Below are 23,372 nucleotides of genomic sequence, written 5' to 3' on the forward strand. Positions count from 1 at the left end.
GCCGCCCTGCCCGACATGCGCCGTTGACGTGACATCCGCTGTTAACACGTGAAGCAAGGGTTCCCCCGCTTATGCGGGTGGGGCCGGTGTTCCTACGTTGAAGCCGTTCCGATGCGCGTTCCGCTTCCGGGACACACCCCCCACTTTCCGGAGGACCTCAGTGAAGTCACGCCTGAAACTGCTCGGTCTGGTCACGGTGCCGGCCCTGCTCGCCGCCGCCGTACCCGCCGCCTACGCCGCGAACGCCGCTCAGCCGCACGCAACTCGCGCGGCCCTCACCGGAGATGTCCTGAAGGGCCTGAACAAGAACGCGACCCGCACCGGCAACGTGGCGGCCGGGAAGCGGATATCGGTGGCGATCAGCCTGACGCCCAGAAACGACAAGGCACTCGACACCTTCGTCGCCAAGGTCAGCGACCCACGGTCGAGTTCGTACGGCCACTACTTGACGAAGCGTCAGTTCGCGGCGCGCTTCGGCCGGACCGACGCCGAGGTCAAGCAGCTCAAGGACTACCTGCGCGCGCAGGGGCTCACCATCGGCAAGGTCCATTCGGGCAACCTGCTGGTCGACGCCAGCGGCACCGCCGCCCAGCTGGAGAAGGCCTTCGGCACCAAGCTGTCGACCTTCAAGGACTCGGCGTCGGGACGTTCGTTCTACGCCAACGACAGCGCGCCGACCCTGCCGTCCTCCGTCGCCTCCCTCGTCAGCGACGTGGCCGGCCTCAACAACCGCCTCACCCTGCACCACCAGGCGCCCGCCACCGTCACCCCGCACAACGGCCCGGGCGGCGGTTACACCCCGGCCCAGCTCAAGGGCGGTTACAGCGTCTCCGATACGTACACCGGCAGCGGCCAGAAGATCGCGCTGCTCGAGTTCGACGGATTCCAGCAGTCCAACATCACCAAGTACGACACCAACTACAGCCTGGGTTCGCCCACTCCGACCGTGCAGAAGGTGGACGGTGGTTCCGGCGCGCTCGGCGACGGCCAGGTCGAGGTCGAGCTGGACATCGAGGTCCTGCACGCGATCGCCCCCAAGGCGAACGTCACCGTCTTCGAGGGCCCCAACTCCGACGCGGGCGAGGTCGACACCTACCAGGCGATCGTCGACAGCGGCATCCCGACCACCTCGATCAGCTGGGGCGCCGCCGAAAGCGCCCGCACCACCTCCAACATCAACGCGGTCGACGCCGTCTTCAAGGCGGGCGCCGCCCAGGGCCTGGGCTTCTACGCGGCCTCCGGCGACGACGGCTCCGACGACGCGGGCGACGGCGGCACGTCCGTCGACTACCCGGCCAGCGACCCGTACGTCACCGGAGTCGGCGGCACCAAGCTGACGGTGACCTCCTCCAACGCCTGGAGCAAGGAGGTGGCCTGGTCCGGCGGCGGTGGGGGCAAGTCCTCCGTCTTCAAGATCCCGAGCTGGCAGACCGCGGTGCAGAAGAGCGCGGGCGGCGGCTTCCGCCAGGTCCCGGACGTCTCGGCGCACGCCAACCCCAGCCCCGGCGTCTCGATCTACTCGCAGGGCTCCTGGTCCTCGGTCGGCGGCACCAGCGCGGCGGCGCCCGAGTGGGCGGCGTTCGCGGCCCTGTACAACCAGCAGGCCGCGGCGGCCGGCAAGGCCGACCTCGGCTTCGCCAACCCCGCCCTCTACTCGGCGAGCGGCACCGGCTTCCACGACATCACCAGCGGCAGCAACGGCGCCTACTCGGCCGCGACCGGCTGGGACTTCACCACGGGTTGGGGCTCGTACAACGCCGCGACCCTGGCGAGCAAGCTGCTGGGCTGACGGCCGACGGCTGAAGACCGACCAACGGGGCGCGGGCCGGGAGCACTTCCGGCCCGCGCTTCCGCTCGGTCAGTCGGCGAACCCGTCTCGTACGGCGTCGAAGACGGGACGGTACGAGTTCCACTGGGCGTTCGGGGCCGACAGGTAGATGTCGTACTCCCGGCCGCCCGCCGTGCCGTATCCGAGATCGATGGCGCGGAAGGCGCGGGCGCGGCCGTGGAAGGTGAACTCCCACACCGCGGCCGGCTTGCCCCTGAAGGTGGTCTTCTGGAGGCGCAGCCTGCGGTATGTGGAGTAGTTGGCCCTCGTGTTCGCCTCGATGTCCTTGAAATGCTCGATCGGGTGCGAGCCGGCCGGGTCCACCATGCCGATGGTGATACCGGCCAGTCCGGTCGGGTCGGCGTAGGTGACCTCCGCGTCCGCCCCCTTCTTCGCCGTCCAGCCGTCCGGCACGGGGAAGGAGACGCCGAGCTTCTGGTCGCGGACCAGGTGGTAGCCGTCGGGGACGGGCGAGGGCGTGACGGATGCGGTGCCGCTGCTCCTGTGCGGACCTGCCGTGCTCCCGCCGTCGTGCAGGGAGACGTAGAGGGTCACCGCCGTGGCGGACGCGACCAGGACGGCCCCCGCTGCCGGCAGGATCCGCCGTCCCCGTTTCCGGCCCCGGCGGCGACCTCGCCCGCCCCTGTCCGGCGGAGCGGGCGGGGCCTGCGGTGTCGGGGACGCATGTGTCTCGACTGGGGTGCCATCAGGCCCGGAGGGGGCGAGGACGGCCGCGGGGGCGGTCGGCGAGCGACCGGCCCAGGCGGCATGCAGGGCACGTTCCGTCTGCTCGGCCGTGGGCCGGTCCTCCGGGTCCTTCGACAGCAGGGTCTCGATGAGCGACTCCAGCGGACCGGCCTGCCGCATCGCCTCCAGCGGGTCCACGGCGATGGCGTACGCGGTCTCCATGGCGGTGTCGCGGCGGTACGGCAGACGTCCCTCGACCGCCTGGTACAGCGTCGCGCCCAGCGACCACAGGTCGGAGGAGGGGCCCGGCTTCTGTCCGCGGATGCGCTCCGGGGCCATGTAGTCGATGGAGCCGATCATCTCGCCGGTCTGGGTGAGCGTCGAGGCCCCGGCGGTCTGGGCGATGCCGAAGTCGGTCAGGACGACCCGGCCCCCGTCGCCCAGCAGGACGTTGCCGGGTTTGATGTCGCGGTGCAGGACACCGGCCGCGTGGGCAGCCCGTACGGCGGCGATCATGCCGAGTCCGATGCGGGCGGCCTCCTCGGGCGGCAGGGTCCGGCCGTCCTTGAGGGCGTCACCGAGGGTGGGCGCGGGGACGTACTCCATGACGATGCAGGGCCGCCCGTCGTCCTCGACGACGTCGTGGACCACGACCACGTTGGGATGGGCGACCTGGGCCGCGCTGCGCGCCTCGCGGCGGGTCCGCTCGTAGAGCGTGCAGACCTCGGCGTCGGACAGGTGCGGCTGCGTATGGAGCTGCTTGAGCGCGACCTGGCGGGCCAGCAGCTCGTCCTCGGCCCGCCACACCGTGCCCATACCTCCGCGGCCGATGCGTTCGACCAGCCGGTAGCGCCCGGCCACGAGCCGTCCCTCGTCCGACACAGCCCTGCCCTCCGCCTGCTCTGCCCCCCTTCATGACACTTGGTCCTGCACACTAACCGACCCGGTCAAGAGACCGATGCACGGTCCGGCATCTGGAGCTGCACGTTGCTGACCTGGGGCTACGCGGTTCAGGGAGGGTCAGATCCCGTCCGGATTGTCGACAAAACGGGCACAGTACGCGGGTGCCTGTGCGGCAGATCACCGGCGGGATCCCGCGGTGGGCCGGCCGCCGGCTGGCTCAGGCCGCCCGATCTCCGTCCTGGCAAGATGGCGGCATGGAACGTGTGCTTGGAATCGGTGGGTATTTCATGAGGGCGGCCGACCCGGCGGCTCTGAACGCGTGGTATCGCGATTGCCTGGGCCTGGACGCCGACGAGCACGGTCTGTGGCGTCAGGAAGCCGGGCCGACGGTCTTCGCACCGTTCGAGTCCGAGACCGACTACTTCGGGGCCCGCACCCAGCAGACCATGCTCAACTTCCGGGTCAGCGACCTGGACGCGATGCTCGCGCAATTGCGCGCCAAGGGAGCGGACGTGGCCGAGGAAACACAGGACATGGAGGGCGTCGGCCGATTCGGCTGGGTCACCGATCCCGAGGGCAACCGCATCGAACTGTGGGAACCCGCCTGACCGCGCCTTCCCGCAGGACGCGACGTACACGCTTCTCATGTGCGCTATCTGGCAGAGCCCTTCGCCCTTGGAGCTTTGAGGCGGGGTCGGCCAAAGACGCACCGGAGTTGCGCACCGGAGTTGGGCGTCAAGGGCGCCGCAGGCACCCCTCGGGCAGGGCGGCCCCGTTGCCGCACAGGTGCTTGATGGCCGCAGCGAAGGAATAGCAGTCGAACAGTGCCGAATGCTCATTCCCGGCCGCGGGCTTGGGGAGTCCGAGTACCTGCCACAGGCGGCCCACGTTGGCGGCTGCCGTTTCCGGTGCGACGGTGTTCAGCCACGGGCGGACATTCAGGAAATGAGCGGCCAGGAAACCGTTCTTGACTTCCTCTCCCCGGGCTCGTGCCCAGCCCACGTTCTCTCCGAGAACAACCATGTCGTTGCCGTAGGAGAGCACGGATTCGCCCCGGCAGAAACCCAGGAAGTCGCCGAGTGCTTCCGCCGGGGAAATCCCTTCCTGGTCCACGGCCTCCTGGTCGATGCCGGTGAGCTCGGTGAAGTACGTGGACAAGTGCGGGTTCGTCACGGGCCGTACCAGTGCTTCGTACTCCTCGACGACGGAACAGTCCTCGCGCAGGCGCAGCGCGCCGATCTGCACGATCTCGCGGAGCTGTCCCGGTGCCCCCCAGTCCCGCTCGAGCGCCCCCGGCCATGACGTGAATTCGAGGTCGAACACAACAAATGTGGGCACAGCGGGTCTCCCTTTGGTGCGAGTCACCGCCAGATTACCGGCTCTTCGCAGTTGCGGGTGCAGTCGGGGGTGTTGGCGGATAAGCCTCGAGCAACGCCCTGAACCGGATCAGGCGGCGATCCGGTGCCGACACCCAGTCGCGTTCACCGATTAGCGGCCAGCACTGCCTTGAGCCCCTCCTGCAGATCTTTGACGAAATACTCGGGAACCTCCAGCGACGGGAAATGTCCACCGGTCTCGGGCGACCCCCATCGGACGATCTGCCGATATCGCTCCTGCGCCCAGGGGCGCGGATACTTCTCGATGTCGCGGGGATACACAGTGATTGCTGACGGAACGTCGACCCGAAGTTCGGGATCGAGCGAGTTGTGGCTTTCGTAGTAGATGCGGGCCGCCGATGCGCCGGTCCGCGTCAGCCAATACAGGGTGACGTCGTCAAGAACGCGGTCTCTGGAAATCGTCTCGAACGGACTGTCTTCGGTGTCTGACCACTCGGCGAACTTGTCGAGGATCCAGGCAAGCAGCCCGACAGGCGAGTCGACGAGCGAGTAGCCGATGGTCTGCGGTCGGGTCGCCTGCTGCTTCGCGTACGCCGCGCGGTGGTGCCAGAAATCGCGGGTTTCCTCCGTCCACTTTCGCTCGGCCGCCGTCAGCCCGTCCGTTGTCAACCCGGGCGGTCCCTCCGCGAACGTTGTGTGGATGCCGAGAACGTGCGCCGGGAACCTGCCGCCGAGGACCGTGGTGATGTTGCCTCCCCAGTCTCCGCCGTGGGCTGCGAACTTGCTGTAGCCGAGCCTTCCCATCAGTTCCACCCATGCGGCCGCGATCTTTTCGGTTCCCCACCCGGTGGTGGCCGGCTTGTCGCTGTAACCAAAGCCTGGAAGCGACGGGACCACGACGTGAAACGCCGGCGCGTCTGCATCTTTCGGATCTGCCAGCTCGTCCACCACATCGATGAACTCGGCAATGCTGCCTGGCCAACCGTGCGTCAAGATCAGAGGCGTGGCATCTGCGCGCGCGGATCGGCGGTGCAGGAAGTGGATTCCCAGATCATCAATGGTTGTGCGGAACTGGCCGATCCGGTCAAGGCGCTCTTCGAACGACCGCCAGTTGTACCCGGTGCGCCAGTAGTTCACGACGTCGACGAGGTCGGCGATGGGAACGCCCTGTTCCCATCGGCGAGGGTCGGGCGCGACGCGATAGACCGTCTCGGCCTCCGGTAGCCGCGCCGCGGCCAGTCGCGCGCGCAGATCGTCGAGGTCGGCGTCAGTTGTGTGGGCTTCGAATGCTTGCACGTCGCTGGTTGGACGGGGCATGAGACCTCCTGACCATTATGGAACCGGCTAAGACGGTTCTACCAGTCCTCCGAGCCACGCCGCAACCGGCTAAGGTGGTTCCATGCGCTCTGGGTTCCCTGACTTCCGCCTCGGCAACGTGCTGGCGACCAGCTTCACGGGGACTCTGTCGGAGCGTCATGGCAACGCTGTGGAGCGCATTCCCACGCCGCAGCGACTCATCGACTGGCTGGCAATGAGCGGCCTCGCCGTGGACTCCTGCACCACTGCCCAGCTCGACCTCGCTCGGGAACTGAGGGAGTCGATTCACGCCGCTGCGACGGCGGCCGCGACCCAGGACGCTCTCCCTGCGTCTGCCGTCCAAGTCATCAATGACTGCAGCGCTCAGGGGCGGGCCGCGGCGATCCTGACACCCGAAGGCAAGCGGCAATGGCGGCTCAGCTCGGCTTCCTGCGTGGAAGATGCCCTCAGCGTGATCGCCGCCGACGCGATCAGCATCATCGCAGGCGAACGAGACGGAAAATTGGCCTTGTGCGCATCACCAACCTGCCAAGCCGCCTTCTTCGACACCAGCCAAAGTCGCACCCGCAGATGGTGCGACATGAACACGTGCGGGAATCGGCAGAAGAAGGCGCGCTTCAATGCCAACCAGCGCAAAAAACCCAGACCAGCGGAGTGATCGTTACCTCGGTACATCCAAGCGGGTCCCACGCCTGCGACCCTTCGCAAACCGTGCAGCAGAAACAGTGGAGGGCCATACCCCCGTCGTCATGAGCGAATGCCAACTGCGCACCTGCGACTACAACTTGAGCCAGGGCGCGTCGGCGTTTTATGTCGTGGACGCGATGAGCCTCCGCTCACTGGTGTGGTCCGGCATCGAAATCGATGGCGGCGTGCCATACCGCGTCCTTGTCACCCTCTCTGCCTCCTCAACGGGAAACGCGTATCACCCCCTCGCCTGCCTCTTCGGCGAGGACGCCTCGGACGGACTACGGAACGCGTTCAACGCGTGGGGCGGGCCGCAGCGCGTGCACGGAACGACGTGGAGCAACTGGGCCGAGCTCGAAGCCGCCGACCGGGACGACACCGATCGGTCGCGCACGCTCAGCCGAAGTGCCGTTGCCTGGCGACTTCCGCGTGGGAAGGAGCGGCCAGGGCGCGCCGCCCGACGGGACAGTCAGGCGGCGCGGCAGAGCACAACTGCGTCGGCCTGCACCTCGGCGCGGGCCACGGCCGCACGCACGGGACGGGCGGTGCAGCCGACGGCCGCGAGCTGCGAGCGGTTTCGCGCGAAGACGACGAGGCGCAGCACGGCGAACCGCGCGACACCGGCAAGTGCGGAGGCGGACAGGTAGACGACCTGCTCGAGCACCGCACCGGGTGCCGCCACCAGTTGCTGCAGGACCAACATCGCCACGCAGGTCACCACATACGCGGCCACCGCGGACCCGGCCGACTGCGCGTGCTGACGCCAGGTCGCACGACCGCCCGCGCCGAAGGTGAAGCGGGCGTGCAACTCGGTGGCGAGGAGCGTGGAGGCCACGGTGATCATTGCGTTGGCCAGGCTCCAGGGAATCCAGGAAGCGAGGGCCGCCACGGCGAAGCTCGAGGCGAGCCCTACGCCGCCGCCGCACAGCACGAAGCGGGCGAAGGCGGCGAAGGTGCCGGGCGCCGCCTGATGTCGGCTCTGCGCTGCCTCCATGATCCGCCCCCTTTGATCGCCCACTTCGCGAAACCCGCACGTCTCGACTTGCGAGGCTTTCGAGCCGTCGTTTCTCATGACAGAAACGCTACGTTGCATTCACAGATCAGGCAATGAGATTGTTGCGTAGATCCTACGTTTTTGCAGGTAACGGCATACAAATCGTTGCAATGGAATAAATCTAACGCAACACGTGAACCCTACGACCATTGCAATGGGTCACAGGTGAACGCACTGGCTCGACAACCCGGGATCAGTGCTGTGCGTGATCGGCCCGGGGGGCGGTGAGCGAGCCGAGGGGCTTGGCTTCGGCTGGGCGTGTGCACGAAGATCGCGGTAGGCGACCCGGGGGTCCACGCTGTGTTTGCTGCCATGTGCGGCAAGGGCACCCAGTGCGGCGGTCACCGTCGAGGGCAGCGCGACCGGTGTCCTGATCTGTCCTCGGCGGGCTCCCTGCCGGACACGGCCCGCACCCTCCGACCATCCCGAAACCCTGTCGGTTCAGCCGGCCGTCGTCTGACCGTCGACTGCCCTACCCGGGCAGGGCCCACAGCGGTGGACGACTCGACTGCCCGGTCTTTCACCATGTGACCTCCGGGCGCGTATCGATTCCAGGCACCTCCTGCCTCGGTGACCGTCTACGCGGTGTTCACCAACTGATTCCGGCCGCCACCGGCAGGTGGTCGCTGCCGGTGGCCGGCAGCACCCATGAGCTCTCCGGCTGCACCCCGCGCACCAGGATCTGGTCGATCCGTGCCACCGGGAACTTCGCCGGCCAGCTGAAGCCGAAGCCGTCCCCGGCCGCGTCCTGGACCGAGTGCAGCTGCGCGGTGATGCCGGCGAACGCGCGGTCGTCCGTGGTGCCGTTCAGGTCGCCGAGCAGCACCACCCGCTTGTTCTTCTCGGCGGCGACTGCCTTGCCGAGCGCCTGCGCGTTTCTGTCCCGGCTGTCCGTCCAGAAGCCCGTCCTGGGAGTCACCCGTACCGACCCCAGGTGGGCCACGTACACGGCGAGGGACCCGTGGTCCGTGGTCACCGTGGCGCGCAGCGCCCGGTTGTAGGCCAGCTTGACGTCGGCCGGCTTGGTGGCCCCCAGCGGCCCGGCGTCCATCTCGGTGTCGACCGGCCGGATGTCCGTCAGCGGCAGCTTGCTCCACAGCCCGACCGTGCCCTGTACCGTGTGGTACCTGTACGCCTTCGCCAGCCCCTTCTCGTACGTGCCCCGGGCCTGCGGGGTCAGCTCCTCCAGTGCCACCAAGTCCGCACCGGTGGCGGCCAGGTCGCGGGCGGTGCCGGCCGGGTCGGGGTTGTCGGCGCCGACGTTGTGGCTGACCACGGTGAGGTCGCCGCCCGGGTGGGACTTGTCGCCGAGCAGCCCGCCGAAGAGGTTCAGCCACACCAGGACCGGCAACAGCAGCGCGACGACCGCGGAGGCGGAGCGGCGCCACAGCGCCCCGGCAAGCAGCACCGGGATGAACAGGCCGAACCACGGCAGGAAGGTCTCCACCAGGCTGCCGATGCCCCCGATCCCGTTCGGGATCTTCGCGTGCAGCAGCATGAGCAGGCCGAGCAGCAGCGCCAGCGCCGCGAGCACCGGGCCGCGTTTCCAGGGCCCCGGCCGGGAGGCGGTGCGGATCGCCCGGCGGATGCCCGCCCGCCAGGTCCCGGCGCCGGTGTCCCGGCGACCGGCACCGCCCTGTCCGGTCTTCGCCGTGTCGGCCTGCACCATCGTCTGTCCTCGCTCACTGCCGGTCACTGCTGCATCCTCGGGTCCTGGGTGGGGTCGGCATACATACGCGGGCAACCGCGATCGATCGCCTCGCTGCGCACTTCGTAATGCCAGGGTTCGTTCCGGTAGATCTGGCACAGCCCGTACGCGGCACCGTGCTTGGACAGCCACGCCATCGCCTCGGCGTGCCCGATGTCGACCGCGTCTCCCGAGACGTGAGGAGACGTCGCCGCGGTGGCCACCCATCGGGCGGCCTCTTCTTCGGACCCGTACTTGGCGACGGCCTGGCGAAGAAGCTGGTCCTGGTAGGCCGGGGAACGCCAGCCGCTGGTGACGTAGAACGCGACGCCGTCGTCCGCGGCAGCCGTTGCAGCCTGGCGGAGGGCCTTGAGCAGATCTGGATCGAGCTTGGCCACGGCCGGAATCGAGTCGTCGAAGACCGTCACGCCGTCGGGGACGGCACCGTCGGCCTCACCGAGCGCGCCACGGTGCTCGGTGCGAAGAGTGTTCAAGGGCGATGCGGCCGAGGGGAACGAGGGGGAGTTCGGCCCCTCGTAGGCGACGGCTGCGGTGATCACTGCTAAGAGGGCCAACAGGCCGACGACAAGGAGCCATCGAATCCGGCGGGCCGGTGTTCGTGCTGATGGTGGGGTTCCAGTCATACGGCCAGTCAAGGCAGCGCGGTGTTGCCGGCCCGTATGCGGTTTTCGATATGCCGACGATATGCGTCGCCTCGTAGCCTCAAGAGCATGCGTGTGTTGATTGTCGAGGACGAGCCCTATCTGGCAGAGGCCATCCGCGATGGCCTGCGGCTGGCCGCGATCGCGGCCGACATCGCGGGTGACGGCGACACCGCTCTGGAACTGCTGAGCATCAACGCCTACGACATCGCCGTCCTCGACCGCGACATCCCCGGACCGTCCGGTGACGAGATCGCCAAACGCATCGTCGCCTCCGGCAGCGGCATGCCGATCCTCATGCTCACCGCTGCCGACCGTCTCGACGACAAGGCCTCCGGGTTCGAACTCGGCGCCGACGACTACCTCACGAAGCCCTTCGAACTCCAGGAACTCGCGCTCAGGCTCAGAGCACTCGACCGCAGACGCGCCCACAGCAGGCCTCCCGTGCGGGAGATCGCAGGCCTGCGGCTGGATCCGTTCCGCCGCGAGGTCTACCGCGACGGCCGCTACGTCGCGCTGACCAGGAAGCAGTTCGCCGTGCTGGAAGTCCTCGTCGCGGCCGAAGGGGGTGTCGTCAGCGCCGAAGAGCTCCTGGAACGCGCGTGGGACGAGAACGCCGACCCGTTCACCAACGCGGTGCGCATCACCGTCTCGGCACTGCGCAAGCGTCTCGGCGAACCCTGGATCATCGCCACCGTGCCGGGCGTCGGCTACCGCCTCGACACGCAGCCGGTGGCCGGACGCGAGGGAGGCGAGCGTGGATAGGGCACCAGGCATGAGCGTTCGCCTCAAACTCACCCTCAGCTACGCCGGGTTCCTCATGGTTGCCGGCATCCTGCTGCTCGCGGCGGTGTGGCTGTTCCTCCTGCGCTACGTCCCCAACCGTGCGATGCTCTTCAACCCCGATGACAAGCCCAATGGTGTTTTTCCCATCCGGTCCGTCCTCCTGGAGGTCTTCGCCCCGAGGGCGGCCGCAGTACTGGCGTTCCTGCTGGTTTTCGGTCTCGTGGGCGGGTGGATCCTCGCCGGCCGCATGCTCGCCCCGCTGACCCGCATCACCCACGCCACCCGCATGGCCACGAACGGATCGCTTTCGCACCGGATCCGACTGCCCGGCCACAAGGACGAGTTCCGCGAACTCGCCGACGCCTTCGACACGATGCTCGTACGGCTCGAAGAACACGTCGCCGAACAGCGGAGGTTCGCGGCCAACGCCTCGCACGAGTTGCGCACCCCGCTGGCGATCTCGAAGTCACTACTCGACGTGGCCCGTTCCGATCCGAATCGCGACACCGGTGAACTCATCGACCGCCTTCATGCCGTGAACACCCGGGCGATCGACCTCACCGAGGCACTGCTCCTGCTCAGCCGAGCCGAGCAGCGTTCCTTCACCCGAGCACCCGTCGACCTGTCCCTCCTGGCGGAAGAAGCCACCGAGACACTCCTTCCCCTCGCGGAGAAGCGCGGGGTCGCCATCGAGACCGAGGGCGACGTCTGCCCCACGAGCGGTTCGCAAGCGCTTCTGCTGCAGCTGACGATGAACCTCGTGCACAACGCGATCGTCCACAACCTGCCGAAACAGGGCACCGTGTGGGTCACCACCCACGTCCGCTCCACGACGGTGGTGCTCACCGTCGAGAACACCGGCGAGCCGGTCACCCCACAGCTGGCCTCGACACTAACCGAACCGTTCCAGCGCGGCACCGAACGCACACACACCGACCACGCAGGCGTCGGCCTCGGCCTGGCCATCGTCAAGACCATCGCCCAGGCACACGACGGAACACTCACCCTCACCCCGCGCTCCGACGGCGGGATCCGCATCACCGTGGAGCTACCCGCGATGTCCCCGCACACCGACAATTGAAGAATCAGCTCGTCGAACTCCCCCGATTTGATGCCGCGTTCGCGCCGGTCCGTTCGCATCCGCCGGCCAGACGCCCCCGAGCTGCCGGGCGACCGACCAGCGAGTGGCGTTCCGCCTCGATCCGCTATCCGCGCTGTTCGTAGCGCCGCCACTCGCGTCCGCTGTCGCGAGAGATCCACAGCCCTTCGCCGTGCACCAGGTCGTACGTCGATGTCGTCGCGTCCGCGATGCCGTAGAGCGTCGTGCCGTCGACCGTGAACGACGTGAATGTCGCCGGTGTCTTCAGCTCGTGGAAGGCGCTGTTGGTGCGGTCGGCGGCGAGCCAGTAGCGGCCGCCCTCCTCGCCGACGACCAGCCGCCCGTCCGCAAGCAGTTCCAGGACCAGCGACTCCGGGCCGCGCTTCAGGTCCGTCCAGGGAATGCCGCCGGCGAGGACCGTCCGCCAGTGCTCGCCGCCGTCCGTCGTCACCAACAGGCCACGCACGCCCTCCCCTTGGGTGAGGGACAGCGCCGCGGTGCCACCCCGCGCGACAAGGATTCCGCCCGCGTACGGTTTCGGGACGGCCGTGGAGCCGAGGGTGCGACCGTCGCGCTGCCGTACGACGCGCTCGGGGCCCTCGGTCAGGGGCTGCTCCAGGCTCCAGGCGGTGCCCCGTTCGTCGACGGCGAGGCGGACGGCGTCGTCCGGCAGCCCGGCCGGGGGCGCCACGGTGCGTGTGGCCGGGCGGTAGACGAGGGCCAGTTCCACTTCGGCGAGCAGGACGTCGCCGGGGCGGGTGCCCAACGGGGTCTCGGCGGTGACGACCTTGTGCCGCTTGCCGTGCACGTCGAGGGCGTACGCACCCTCGGCCCCCTCGTCCTGCGGCACCCGCACGAAGCCTCCGCGCACCCCCTTGAACGCGGCCGGTACCGCCTCCGCGTCCGCGTGTTCCGCGTGCTCGGCGACCGTACGGCCGTCGGGGCCGACGATGCGCCAGGCGGTGGCGGCGGGCCCCTCGTCGTCCTCGACGTTGCCGGCGTCGTACGTCAGGAGCAGCGAGCCGTCGTCCGCGCGGGCGACGCCGGTGGGTGCGCCGGCCGCCTCGATGACGTCGGCGGGGCGCGGATGCGGGTCTTCGATGACGCGCCTGTACTTCGCCTCGCGGCCCCCCAAGGCCGCGTCGTCGGAGCCGCCCGGGCCGCAGGCGGCCATCGCCAGCGCCGCACTCGCCATGGCCACGAGCCCGACCGCCCGCCTCCCGTGTTTCCTCAGCCACGCCATCGCCATCGCCACATCCTCACATGAGGCGACAGCCGCGTGATCGAGCTTCCCTGGAATGACCTGCCACGACCGGAATTGGAGGTCTCAGGGGCGCCCGGAACAGGGGCGTACACGGCTTGGGCGGGCCCCCGGGCACGCTCCGGACGCGGTGCGCGCGCCTGGGGCCGAGCATCTCCCGGCAGGCCTTCACCCGCCCGTCCACAGCCTCGGCTTATCACCTCTGACCTGGTGTTTTCCTGGATTTCTCCTAGGCTGGGGTGATCTGCCGGACGCCATGGGAGGGGTCTTCGTGAGTGGAGAAGGCATGAGGTACGACGCTGCCCGGATCGAGGTGCTGGAGGGGTGGGAGGCGGTACGCAAGCGGCCCGGGATGTGGATCGGCTCGGTCACGGAACGCGGCCTGCACGAGATGGTGTTCGAGGTCGTCGGCCGGGCGGTGAACGAGGTCCTGGCGGCAGGTGCCGGTTCCGTCGACGTCACGCTCACACCGGACGGCGGGGTGCGGGTCGTCGACGACGGGCCGGGGGTCGCCTTCGAGGCCGGCACCGGCGGGGACAGCGGCGGCCCGGGCCTTGAAGCGTTGCTGACCAGTCTTCAGGCCGGTTCCGAGCCGAAGCGTCGGCACATCGCGGACGTGGCTCTTGTCGGTACGGGGCTCCTCGTGCCCAACGCCTTGTCGAGCCGCCTGACGGCCGAGGTGCGCTACGAGGGGGTCTGCCGGTTCCAGGAGTACGCGCGCGGTGTCGCGCTCGCCCCGCCCGCCGCCGTGGGACCCGCGACCGGCACCGGGACGACCATCGTCTTCTGGCCCGACGCCGAGATCTTCGAGAAGACGTGGTGCTCGTTCGCCGTGCTGGCGGAGCGTTTCCGGCAGGTGGCCTTCCTCAACCGGGGTCTCGGCATCTCTCTGACGGACGAACGTCCGGCGGGAGGTACCCGAGCGGTGCGGTTCCAATTCCCGGACGGGGTAAGGGACTTCGTGGCCGCCCTCGACGCGGAGGCGGGTGCGGTCCTCCATCCGGACGTGATCGGCTTCGAGCGGGAGGACCCGCGGATGGCGGGGACGATGGAGGTGGCCCTCCTGTGGGGCGGCTCCCGGGACGAGCGGGTGCGCGGCTTCGCCAACAGCCGGGCCACTCCCCAGGGCGGCACGCACGTGGACGGCTTCCGCGACGGACTGGCGGCCGCGATCACGGCGTACGCGCGAAGGCAGGGGCTACTGGCGGCAGCGGATCCCGGTCTTGTCGCCGACCGGATCGGCGAGGGTCTGACGGCGATCGTGTCGGTGAAGCTGGACCGTCCCGAATACCTCGGCGCCACGCGCGGACTGCTGGGCGGCCCCGAGGTGCGCGGCTGCGTCGCGGAGGCGGTCCGTGAACATCTCGGCGGCTGGCTCGAGGAGCACCCGAAGCGGGCCGCGGAGATCGTCGGCCGGATCGTCCGGGGCACCCACCAGGACTGAGGAACAGCGGACCGCGCCGTCGGATAATCCGTAGCCTCGGCCGCGCGAAAGCTCGGTGTTCCGGTGGGACGTGGCCAGGCGGTGTCCCGGAAAACGTACGTGCGTACGGGATCTCGGCCGTGCCAGGATGGCGTAGGGGAAGCGAGGTCTCGTGGACGAGTTGAGGCGATTTCGCCTGGCGCTGGGCGCGTGGGCGGCCGGCGGAGCGGGGGCGGGTGCGGCCGCCGCGGAGGCGCGGGAGCTGGCCGGCGGCCGTCTGCGGACGATCATCCTCGTCGAGGGAAGCAGCGATCAGGCCGCGCTCGAAGCGCTGGCCACGCGCCATGGTCGCGACCTCTGCGCGGAGGGCGTCGCGGTGGTACCGCTCGGAGGCGCGACGAACATCGGGCGTTTCCTGGACCTGTGCGGTCCTGCGGGGCTCGGCCTCCCGCTGGCCGGTCTCTGCGACATCGGCGAGGAGCGGCACTTCCGGCGTCATCTGGAGCGGGTCGGGCTCGGATCCGCTCTCACGCATGCCGGACTGGAGACACTCGGGTTCCATGTGTGCGTCGCCGATCTGGAGGACGAGCTGATCCGCGCTCTGGGGGCCGAGGGAGTGCAGCAGGTGATCGAGGCCCAGGGCGAGACGCGCCCGTTCCGCACCTTCCAGAGTCAGCCCGCGCAGCGGGAACGTCCCGTGGAGCACCAGCTGCGGCGGTTCATGGGCACGCACAGCGGCCGCAAGTCGCTCTATGCACAGGCGCTGGTCGCACACCTGGACCTCGAGCGCGTTCCCCGACCGCTGGAGCGGCTTCTCACGCAGGTCTGAGACGGCCGACGCACTTCTCTGCAACGACGGATGCTGAGCCTGACGGCAGGCCATCGCCAACCCGGGCGTCGGCGACACCAACCGCTGGTCAGGATCCGCCTGCCGCGGCACTGGTCCCCTGCCGGTGTCCGGCCGGCTCGCGGGGTTGGACGAGGAGCGGCTGGGTCGCGGTTCCGATCGTCCCGGACTCGTCGTGCAGGCCTGTCACCGTGGTCCCGATTCCGTCTCCGGACAGCGAGGTACGGGCGTCCAGCAAGATCCAGTCGCCCACCGGATGCCGGTGCAGGCTCAACTGCAGCGCCGTGGGCACGAACAGGAAGCGATCCAGCGCGAGTTCGCTGGAGATGCCGTTCGCCGAGTCGGCCACCACCGCCAGGCGCTGCAACGGGGTGGTGGTCTCGCCCTCGACCACCGGAACCCGGACCCGGGTCCAGACCGCGGCAGGCCCTGGCTGCCCGCTGTCGCCGTGGACGAACCGCCATTCGATCGCGTCAGGGTAGTGCCAGGCACGAGGGAAGCTCGGAAAGTGCGGACCCGGCGCAGCGGCCGGGATCGCGGGCAGCGGCGATGCCCGGTGTTCGACGCGCTTGTCCGCGCCCTGGCTGGTGGCCATCGTCCAGCATCTGGCTTCGGCCACCACCCTGCCGCCGATCGTCAGCGTGGCCGCATCGAGGCGGACGCGGCGGCCGGGGCGGAGCGTCCGGACCGCGACCTCGCCTGTCTCGCGCGGAATCGAGCCGAGGAAGTCGATCTGGGCGGCCGTGATCCGCCCGTGGCCCGCCACCGCTCTTTCGATCTCCCCCAGCAGCAGCGCGGACGGTGGGCCGCCGTGCTGCAGCGACTGGTCCCAGGGGCTTTCGGTGGCCCGGGTCGGCGCGAACGCCGCGGGTCCCACCCGGTGGTAGAAGGGCTCGCTCATCACTCCGGTGACGATACAGGTCTGTATCGTTTGAGGGCGATACAGGTCTGTATCGTTAGGAGCGTGGTTGGCACCAGGGACGCCCGTGAGCGGGTGCTGCGCTCGGCGAGTTCGCTGTTCTACGAGAACGGCATCGCTGCGACCGGGGTCGATGTGATCTCCGAGCATGCGTCGGTGGGGAAGATGTCGTTGTACCGGCACTTCCCCAGCAAGGACGATCTCGTCGTCGCCGTGCTGAAGTTCCGGGACGAGACCCATCTGGACTGGCTGCTCCCGGAGAGCGACCTCGATCCGCGCCGTCAGGTGTCGGCGATGTTCGACAGGATCGCCCGTGCCGCCGGACGTTCCGGGTTCCCCGGCTGTCCGTTCGTGCGGGCCGGCCTGGAACTGCCGGCCGGGCATCCGGGGCGGCGGGTCGTACGCGACCACAAGGCACGGTTCAGGGCGCGGCTGCGCGCGCTGGCGCAGGTCCTGCACGCTGCGGATCCGGCGGCGCTGGCCTGGCAATTGGTGACGCTGGCCGACGGCGCCGCCGCCGAATGCGTACTGCAGGGCAGCGGCACACCGGCCAGGGCTGCCCGTGCGGTGGCGATGCTCGCGATCGACATGGCGACGCCGGAACAGGAATGACCGTGGGCAGCCGGGTCGCAGCGATGGCGCGCCCGCATCCGGTTTCACCCGCCGTGGGTGAAGCGACGGCCACGGCGCTGTCGAACGCTTGGCTACAGGTACCCGCCCATCGCTGACCACGGCTCTTCGGCTCCGAGGGATGTGCGCTCGGATCCGCGCCCGCATGGCGATGCGCGGTCGGGGAGTCGAAAATGAGATCGGGACGAGAGCCACCGGATCATCGGACACGCCGTCGCAGCCAGGTGACCGGCGGACTCGTCGAAGACTCCGGAAGCCGCGAGCGGGACATGAAGGAATTCCGGTAGGTGCAGGTAGGAACACAGGTGATCGCTCATGTGCCGATGGCTCGCTTACTCGGGGACGCCCCTGCTTCTCGACACCATCCTGTACAAGCCGGCCCACTCGCTGATCGATCAGAGCCTCCACTCCCGGCTGGGGGTCGAGACGACGAACGGCGACGGTTTCGGCATCGGTTGGTACTCGGAGGAAAGCATCGACACCCCGGCCCTGTTCAAGGACATCGGCCCCGCCTGGAACAACCGCAACCTGAGGGAGATCGCGGATCATGTCCGCTCCCCGCTGTTCTTCGCCCACATCCGCGCCTCCACCGGCACGGCGGTGCAGCAGACGAACTGCCACCCCTTCCGGCACGGCCGTTGGATGTGGATGCACAACGGCGCCATCTCGGGTTTCCACCTCATGCGCCGCGAGTTGTCCCTGCTCGTCGAGCCTGAGCTGTACGCCGACATGGAAGGAACGACGGACTCGGAGGTGATGTTCTACCTGGCGCTCACCTTCGGCCTGGACCAGGACCCACCGAGCGCCGTGTCCCGGATGGCGGGAGTGGTGGAGCGCATCGGCCGCGGCCATGGTGTGGAGTTCCCGCTCCAGATGACCATCAGCGTGGCCGACGGCGAGAGCGTGTGGGCCTTCCGCTACTCGAGCCAGGGCGCTTCCAGGTCGTTGTTCTACAGCACCCGCGTGGACACCCTGCGCAAGCTGCACCCCGACATGACGTTCCTGCAGGGGGTTTCCAACGACACCCGCCTCATCGTGTCCGAACCCCTCGGCGACCTGCCCGGTGCCTGGAACGAGGTACCGGAGAGCAGCTACGGCGTCGTACAGCCCGGAGCCGACGAGTTGTATCCCTTCGCCCCGGAACCGGCGTGACGCGTCGACCGAAGCGTCAGACCTCGGGAGAGCTCAGCGCGTTTTGGTGGCGGCCCGCTTCGCGCCTCTGCTCCTGCCCGCGCCCGTCCGCGACGGCGCTGTCGTGGTCGATGCCGTCGGCCACTTGAACTCGATCTCCAGCTCGATCTCCCCGTCCCCGACCTCGACCTCGATCTCGCTGCGAAGATCGTCGGGAACCCGCAGGCTCAGCGTCACGGGGCCGAGTTCCAGTTCGGCATCCCCGCCTTCCCTCAGCGCAGCTGCAAGTGCCGTGAGCCGGTCGGCCGCCTCGATGCGTGACAGCGAGCCCTTCTGCTCAAACTTGAGGTCCTTCATGGAGGTCTCCGATCCGGAATGGGCAGGCCATAACGCCAATTCTGAGGCCATGCCCGGGATCGGACATCTTCATGGCCGGGCAAGGAGCCGGCACCAACGCCGCCTGCGCAATGCGCGAGACCCGGATGGCCTCTACGGTTGAAGGAAAGCCCCACATTCGCGGAACTCGGTTCCTCTCGCCCCACATCCCCCTCGGGCTCAGAACTCACCGGGAGGACATGCGACATGTCCACTGCGTCGGAAACCCCTGTCCTGGACACCCTCGCCGCCATGACGGTCGATTCGATCGAGCGATGCGGCCTGTCCCCGGACATGCTCATCCTCACGCGCATCGCGGCGCTCGCCGCCTCGGATGCCCCACCCATCTCCTACGTGGCCCATATCGACCCGGCCCTCAAGACCGGCCTGACCGTCGAACAACTGCAGGACGTCCTGGTCGCCATCGCGCCCATCGTGGGCACCGCCCGCGTCATGACGGCAGCGGGTCACATCGCCACTGCACTGGGCATCGCCATCGCCGTCACCGACGCCGAGATCGAGACCCAGGGCTGAGAACAGACGCCCACCGGCATCGGTGATCTGCGCGGCCGACACCGGGCAATAGGCAACCGAGCTGCCCTTCTGCCCGACGTGCCCGGTTCCGGGCTGGCCTCCCGGCGCCCTCCGTCTCGCGCCTCAGCGCACGAGACAGGGCCGCTTGCTGTCGAACGTCCAGTCCTTGATCAGGTAGCGCATTCCGGCCGTGTCGTCGCGGCCCGACAGGGCCTTCTCGCGGTAGAGGGCGTGGGCCGCGAGGAGGCGGTCGTGGTCGAGGCGGATTCCGAGGCCGGGGGTGTCCGGGACGGCGACCTCGCCACCGCGGATCTGCGGCGGTTCGACCGTGAGGCGTTCCAGGCCCTCCTGCCAGATCCAGTGGGTGTCCAGGGCGTTGTACTCCCCCGGCGCGGCCGCCCCGCAGTGCGCCATCATCGCCAGCGAGATGTCGAAGTGGTTGTTGGAGTGGCAACCCCACGTCAGGCCCAGGGAGTTGCAGAGCTGAGCAACGCGGACCGATCCCTGCATGGTCCAGAAGTGCGGGTCGGCGAGCGGGATGGAGACCGACTGCAGGGCCAGGGCGTGGGTCAGCTGCCGCCAGTCCGTGGCGATCATGTTGGTCGCCGTCGGCAGCCCGGTGGCCCGGCGGAACTCCGCGAGGATCTCGCGGCCGGAGTAGCCGCCCTCGGCTCCGCAGGGATCCTCGGCGTAGGCGAGGGTGCCGAGGAGCGGGCGGCAGAGTTCGACGGCCTCGCGCAGGGACCAGGCGCCGTTCGGGTCGAGGGTGATCCGGGCCTCGGGGAAGCGCTCCTTGAGCGCCCGGACGGCTTTGACCTCCTCGCTGCCCGGCAGGACACCGCCCTTGAGCTTGAAGTCACGGAAGCCGTAGCGCTCGTGGGTGGCCTCGGCCTGGCGGACGATCGCCTCGGGGGTCAGTGCCTCCTCGCGGCGGATGCGGTACCACTCCTCCGTCGAATCGCCCTCACGGACGTAGTCCAGATCCGTGCGGTCCGGGTCGCCGACGTAGAAGAGGTAGCCGAGGACCCGTACGGCGTCGCGTTGTTTTCCGTCGCCCAGCAGGGCAGCGACGGGGACCTCCAGGTGCTGGCCGAGCAGGTCGAGGAGCGCCGACTCGACGGCGGTGACGGCGTGGACGGTGGTGCGCAGGTCGAAGGTCTGCGCACCGCGGCCGCCCGCGTCGCGGTCCGCGAACGTTCCCTGGATCGTGCGCAGTACGCGCTTGTAGTCGCCGACCCGGGCGCCGACCACCAGGGGCTCGGCGTCGAGCAGGGTCCGCGTGATCTTCTCTCCGCCGGGCACCTCGCCGAGGCCCGTACGGCCTTCGGAGTCCTCGACGACAACCACGTTCCGGGTGAAGCAAGGAGCGTGCGCGCCGGAGAGGTTGAGGAGCATGGAGTCCCGGCCTGCGACCGGATAGACGGAGAACCTGGTGACCACGGGTTGGCTCATGACTGGCGATGCCGTTCTGGTGAGGTGGGTCGTGGAGGAAGTGGAGCGTGAGCTCAGGCCTTGACGGCGTCCAGCACCTGTTCCAGTACGAGAACACCGCCCAGGCCGAGGATCGCAAGAACCGTCGTGTAGGTGGTCCGTGCCTTGATGGCGTCCAGGACCGAAAGGTTGAAGTACTCCTTGAACATCCAGAAGCCCGGGTCGTTCACATGGGAGAAGGCGATCGATCCGCAGGAGACGGCCAGCACCATGACCTCGGGGTGGACGCCGCTGCCGGCGAGGAGCGGAAGCGCGACCCCGGAGGCGGTGACCACGGCGACGGTCGCCGAGCCGAGGGCGACGCGGAGGATGGCCGCGATCAGCCAGGCCAGGACGATCGGCGAGATGGACCAGTGCTCGGTGATGTCCTTGATGTAGTCGGAGATGCCGCCTTCGACGAGGACGTTCTTGAAGGCGCCGCCCGCGCCGATCACGAGCAGGATCATCGCCATCGCCTGGGCGGCCTCGCGGCACGAGGTGCCGACCTCGGCGAGGCTGCGGCCGATGCGCGGACCGAGCGCCCAGATCGCGAGGAGCAGGGTGAGCAGCAGGGCGATCGGTGCGGAGCCGATGAAGGCGACGAAGTGCAGCCACGGGTTCGATCCGGAGGTGGCCAGGTCGGTCACGGCGGCGCCCGCGATCAGCACCACGGGCAGCAGGGCGACCGACAGCGACCAGCCGAGGCCGGGCATCTCGTCGTCCTCGAAGACACGCTCACTGACCAGGCCCTGAGGGACCGTCGGGTTCAGTTGCCGGACGAAGGGCAGCCGGGGCCACAGCAGGGCGATGAGCGCGCCGGCCGGGACGGCGATGAACAGGCCGTAGAACAGGGTGAGTCCGACCGAGGCGTGGAAGGTGGCGGCCACCGCGGTCGGGCCGGGGTGGGGCGGCAGGAAGCTGTGCATGGTGGACAGGGCGATCGACATGGGCAGGCCCACCCACAGCAGGTTGGAGCGGGTGACCCGGACCAGGGTGAAGGCGACCGGGACGATGATGACGAAGGCCACCTCGTAGAACATCGTCACGCCGATGAGCATCGCGGTCAGCACCATCGCGACCTGGACCCAGCGCGGGCCGCAGAGGTCGAGGAGTCTGGTGGCGATGCGCTGGGCGGCGCCGGAGTCCCCCATCACGCGGCCGACCATGGCACCGAGGCCGATGGTGAGCATGGTGTCGCCGATCTGGCCGCCGATGCCTTCGGAGAGGACGTCGGAGATCTTCTCGAGGGGTATTCCCCTCACCAGGGCGACGCCCACGGCGACGAGGAGGAGTGCGGCGAAGCCGTTCAGTCTGAGCTTCGTCATCAGGAAGAGCAGGATCAGGACACTGATTCCGACCACGACAAGCGGCATGTGTGCCAGTTCTCCCTTGAACTGCCCGACGTTCCCGTTCACTCCATCGAATGAAGTCTCCATATGAAGACTCACGTCCACATATGAAGACGGACGCTAGGGTGATGGACATGGGCAGGTCAATGGGTGCGCATTACAGATTTACGATCGCTCCTGCCTGACCCCGCGTCAGGCGGCCGGCGTCACAACCAGCCGTTGCGCTTGAAGCCGCGGTGCAGGAGGAAGCAGGCGACGGCGATGACGCCGAGGGCGAGCGGGTAGCCGAAGGTCCAGCGCAGTTCGGGCATGTGGTCGAAGTTCATGCCGTACATGCCGGTGACCATGGTGGGCACGGCGATGATCGCGGCCCAGGCGGTGATCTTGCGGGCGTCCTCGTTCTGCGCGACGGCGACCTGGGCAAGGTGGGCCTGGAGGATGGAGTCGAGCAGGGCGACGAAGCCGGTGATCTGCTCGGTGACGCGGGCGAGGTGGTCGGCGACGTCGCGGAAGTAGGCCCGTATCTCCGGGTCGACGGTGCGCAGCGGTTTGGTGGAGAGCGTCTCCAGGGGGCGGGCGAGGGGGACCACGGCCCGCTTCAGTTCCAGCAGTTCGCGCTTGAGCTGGTACATCCGGCCGGCGTCCGCGGTCTGGTTGCCCTGCGGGGAGAAGACCTCGCTCTCGACCTCGTCGATGTCGTCCTGGACGGCGTCGGTGACGGTCAGGTAGTCGTCGACGACATGGTCGGCGATGGCGTGCAGCACCGCGGAGGGCCCTTTGGCCAGCTGCTCGGGCCGGGCCTCCAGGTCCTCGCGCAGGGGGCCGAGGGAGCCGTGGCGGCCGTGCCGGACCGTGATGACGAAGTCGCGCCCCGCGAAGACCATGATCTCGCCGGTGTCGACGACCTCGCTGGTCGCGGTGAGCTGTTCGTGCTCGACGTAGGTGACGGTCTTGAAGACGGCGAACAGGACGTCGCCGTAGCTCTCCAACTTGGGCCGCTGGTGGGCCAGTACGGCGTCCTCGACGGCGAGCGGGTGCAGGCCGAAGATGTCGGCGACCTCCGCGAACTCGGTCTCGGACGGTTCGTGCAGGCCCAGCCAGACGAAGTCGTGGCCTCGGCCGCGGACCTGGCGGACGGCCTCTTCGACCGTGTCCGTCACGGGCTGGCGGATGCCCTCGCGGTAGACGACGCAGTTGACGACCGAGGAGCCGAGCGGCGAACGGGCCGGGTGGCTGAGGTCCACGCGGCTGCGGTTGCGCCGCCCCAGGCGGACCGCCTTGCGCAGGTTGCCGACCATCGACATGCGGGAACCTCCTTCGCCGGGTCCGCACAGTCTGCCAGCCGGCGGTGAACGAGCGGGCGGAACCGCAGGCCGGGGGTGCGGC

At 68.9% G+C, this 23,372-nt stretch carries 22 protein-coding genes; 10 read left to right on the forward strand and 12 right to left on the reverse strand.

Going from position 1 to position 23,372, the window contains the following annotated elements; all coding sequences use genetic code 11:
• Positions 1 to 160: 160 nt before the first annotated feature.
• On the forward strand, positions 161 to 1,789 hold the full coding sequence (locus ABZ880_RS00680; RefSeq protein WP_361254578.1) for a S53 family peptidase: 1,629 nt from the start codon (positions 161 to 163) through the stop codon (positions 1,787 to 1,789).
• A gap of 69 nt (positions 1,790 to 1,858) precedes the next feature.
• On the opposite strand, the gene ABZ880_RS00685 is transcribed toward ABZ880_RS00680, so the two are convergent.
• Positions 1,859 to 3,397 carry a serine/threonine-protein kinase gene (locus tag ABZ880_RS00685; protein ID WP_361254581.1) on the reverse strand — a complete coding sequence of 513 codons (1,539 nt, stop codon included), beginning with the start codon at positions 3,395 to 3,397 and terminating at the stop codon, positions 1,859 to 1,861.
• Positions 3,398 to 3,672: 275 nt separating this feature from the next.
• Here ABZ880_RS00685 and ABZ880_RS00690 point away from each other — a divergent pair, with 275 nt between their 5' ends.
• Positions 3,673 to 4,026: a VOC family protein gene (locus ABZ880_RS00690; protein WP_361255821.1), complete on the forward strand. Its 354-nt coding sequence runs from the start codon at positions 3,673 to 3,675 to the stop codon at positions 4,024 to 4,026.
• A 127-nt stretch (positions 4,027 to 4,153) separates the two neighbouring features.
• On the opposite strand, the gene ABZ880_RS00695 is transcribed toward ABZ880_RS00690, so the two are convergent.
• Together ABZ880_RS00695 and ABZ880_RS00700 are read right to left on the reverse strand one after the other, a co-directional pair.
• On the reverse strand, positions 4,154 to 4,756 hold the full coding sequence (locus ABZ880_RS00695) for an exonuclease domain-containing protein (RefSeq protein WP_361255824.1): 603 nt from the start codon (positions 4,754 to 4,756) through the stop codon (positions 4,154 to 4,156).
• A 143-nt stretch (positions 4,757 to 4,899) separates the two neighbouring features.
• Entirely contained in the window at positions 4,900 to 6,072 is a 1,173-nt protein-coding gene (locus ABZ880_RS00700) for an epoxide hydrolase family protein (RefSeq protein ID WP_361254584.1), read from the reverse strand.
• Positions 6,073 to 6,154: 82 nt separating this feature from the next.
• Here ABZ880_RS00700 and ABZ880_RS00705 point away from each other — a divergent pair, with 82 nt between their 5' ends.
• On the forward strand, positions 6,155 to 6,730 hold the full coding sequence (locus tag ABZ880_RS00705; protein ID WP_361254587.1) for a CGNR zinc finger domain-containing protein: 576 nt from the start codon (positions 6,155 to 6,157) through the stop codon (positions 6,728 to 6,730).
• 498 nt (positions 6,731 to 7,228) lie between these two features.
• On the opposite strand, the gene ABZ880_RS00710 is transcribed toward ABZ880_RS00705, so the two are convergent.
• The 3 genes from ABZ880_RS00710 to ABZ880_RS00720 all read right to left on the reverse strand — a co-directional run bounded on the left by ABZ880_RS00710 (position 7,229) and on the right by ABZ880_RS00720 (position 10,144).
• Positions 7,229 to 7,753 carry a hypothetical protein gene (locus ABZ880_RS00710; RefSeq protein ID WP_361254590.1) on the reverse strand — a complete coding sequence of 175 codons (525 nt, stop codon included), beginning with the start codon at positions 7,751 to 7,753 and terminating at the stop codon, positions 7,229 to 7,231.
• A gap of 649 nt (positions 7,754 to 8,402) precedes the next feature.
• Positions 8,403 to 9,482 (reverse strand): endonuclease/exonuclease/phosphatase family protein, encoded by a 1,080-nt coding sequence (locus ABZ880_RS00715; RefSeq protein ID WP_361254593.1) that lies wholly within the window; start codon positions 9,480 to 9,482, stop codon positions 8,403 to 8,405.
• 23 nt (positions 9,483 to 9,505) lie between these two features.
• Positions 9,506 to 10,144 (reverse strand): M15 family metallopeptidase, encoded by a 639-nt coding sequence (locus ABZ880_RS00720; protein ID WP_361254596.1) that lies wholly within the window; start codon positions 10,142 to 10,144, stop codon positions 9,506 to 9,508.
• An 87-nt stretch (positions 10,145 to 10,231) separates the two neighbouring features.
• Here ABZ880_RS00720 and ABZ880_RS00725 point away from each other — a divergent pair, with 87 nt between their 5' ends.
• Entirely contained in the window at positions 10,232 to 10,927 is a 696-nt protein-coding gene (locus tag ABZ880_RS00725) for a response regulator transcription factor (protein ID WP_361254598.1), read from the forward strand.
• Between the two features lie 10 nt (positions 10,928 to 10,937).
• Positions 10,938 to 12,029 carry a HAMP domain-containing sensor histidine kinase gene (locus ABZ880_RS00730; protein WP_361254601.1) on the forward strand — a complete coding sequence of 364 codons (1,092 nt, stop codon included), beginning with the start codon at positions 10,938 to 10,940 and terminating at the stop codon, positions 12,027 to 12,029.
• A gap of 124 nt (positions 12,030 to 12,153) precedes the next feature.
• On the opposite strand, the gene ABZ880_RS00735 is transcribed toward ABZ880_RS00730, so the two are convergent.
• Entirely contained in the window at positions 12,154 to 13,296 is a 1,143-nt protein-coding gene (locus ABZ880_RS00735; protein ID WP_361254604.1) for a hypothetical protein, read from the reverse strand.
• 298 nt (positions 13,297 to 13,594) lie between these two features.
• On the opposite strand from ABZ880_RS00735, the gene ABZ880_RS00740 reads away from it, so the two are divergent.
• Together ABZ880_RS00740 and ABZ880_RS00745 are read left to right on the forward strand one after the other, a co-directional pair.
• On the forward strand, positions 13,595 to 14,752 hold the full coding sequence (locus tag ABZ880_RS00740; RefSeq protein WP_361254607.1) for a DNA gyrase subunit B: 1,158 nt from the start codon (positions 13,595 to 13,597) through the stop codon (positions 14,750 to 14,752).
• Positions 14,753 to 14,903: 151 nt separating this feature from the next.
• Positions 14,904 to 15,560 carry an ATP-dependent endonuclease gene (locus ABZ880_RS00745; RefSeq protein ID WP_361254609.1) on the forward strand — a complete coding sequence of 219 codons (657 nt, stop codon included), beginning with the start codon at positions 14,904 to 14,906 and terminating at the stop codon, positions 15,558 to 15,560.
• Positions 15,561 to 15,648: 88 nt separating this feature from the next.
• Here the strand turns inward: ABZ880_RS00745 and ABZ880_RS00750 are convergent, their stop codons facing one another.
• Positions 15,649 to 16,479 carry a thioesterase family protein gene (locus tag ABZ880_RS00750; protein ID WP_361254610.1) on the reverse strand — a complete coding sequence of 277 codons (831 nt, stop codon included), beginning with the start codon at positions 16,477 to 16,479 and terminating at the stop codon, positions 15,649 to 15,651.
• 63 nt (positions 16,480 to 16,542) lie between these two features.
• On the opposite strand from ABZ880_RS00750, the gene ABZ880_RS00755 reads away from it, so the two are divergent.
• Entirely contained in the window at positions 16,543 to 17,109 is a 567-nt protein-coding gene (locus tag ABZ880_RS00755; protein ID WP_361254613.1) for a TetR/AcrR family transcriptional regulator, read from the forward strand.
• 333 nt (positions 17,110 to 17,442) lie between these two features.
• Positions 17,443 to 18,279: a class II glutamine amidotransferase gene (locus tag ABZ880_RS00760; protein ID WP_361254616.1), complete on the forward strand. Its 837-nt coding sequence runs from the start codon at positions 17,443 to 17,445 to the stop codon at positions 18,277 to 18,279.
• A gap of 33 nt (positions 18,280 to 18,312) precedes the next feature.
• On the opposite strand, the gene ABZ880_RS00765 is transcribed toward ABZ880_RS00760, so the two are convergent.
• A complete protein-coding gene (locus tag ABZ880_RS00765) occupies positions 18,313 to 18,615 on the reverse strand; it encodes an amphi-Trp domain-containing protein (protein WP_361254619.1) in 303 nt (100 codons plus the stop codon).
• 225 nt (positions 18,616 to 18,840) lie between these two features.
• On the opposite strand from ABZ880_RS00765, the gene ABZ880_RS00770 reads away from it, so the two are divergent.
• Positions 18,841 to 19,167, forward strand: a complete 327-nt coding sequence (locus ABZ880_RS00770; protein WP_361254622.1) for a carboxymuconolactone decarboxylase family protein — start codon at positions 18,841 to 18,843, stop codon at positions 19,165 to 19,167.
• Positions 19,168 to 19,290: 123 nt separating this feature from the next.
• Here ABZ880_RS00770 and ABZ880_RS00775 read toward each other — a convergent pair whose 3' ends face one another.
• The 3 genes from ABZ880_RS00775 to ABZ880_RS00785 form a co-directional block, all read right to left on the reverse strand.
• Positions 19,291 to 20,619 carry an enolase C-terminal domain-like protein gene (locus ABZ880_RS00775; RefSeq protein ID WP_361254625.1) on the reverse strand — a complete coding sequence of 443 codons (1,329 nt, stop codon included), beginning with the start codon at positions 20,617 to 20,619 and terminating at the stop codon, positions 19,291 to 19,293.
• A gap of 53 nt (positions 20,620 to 20,672) precedes the next feature.
• Positions 20,673 to 22,010 (reverse strand): gluconate:H+ symporter, encoded by a 1,338-nt coding sequence (locus ABZ880_RS00780; protein WP_361254628.1) that lies wholly within the window; start codon positions 22,008 to 22,010, stop codon positions 20,673 to 20,675.
• Positions 22,011 to 22,192: 182 nt separating this feature from the next.
• Positions 22,193 to 23,290 carry a magnesium and cobalt transport protein CorA gene (locus tag ABZ880_RS00785; protein WP_361254630.1) on the reverse strand — a complete coding sequence of 366 codons (1,098 nt, stop codon included), beginning with the start codon at positions 23,288 to 23,290 and terminating at the stop codon, positions 22,193 to 22,195.
• Between the last annotated feature and the right edge of the window lie 82 nt (positions 23,291 to 23,372).

Source organism: Streptomyces sp. NPDC047043 (assembly GCF_040644055.1).
Classification (GTDB): domain Bacteria; phylum Actinomycetota; class Actinomycetes; order Streptomycetales; family Streptomycetaceae; genus Streptomyces.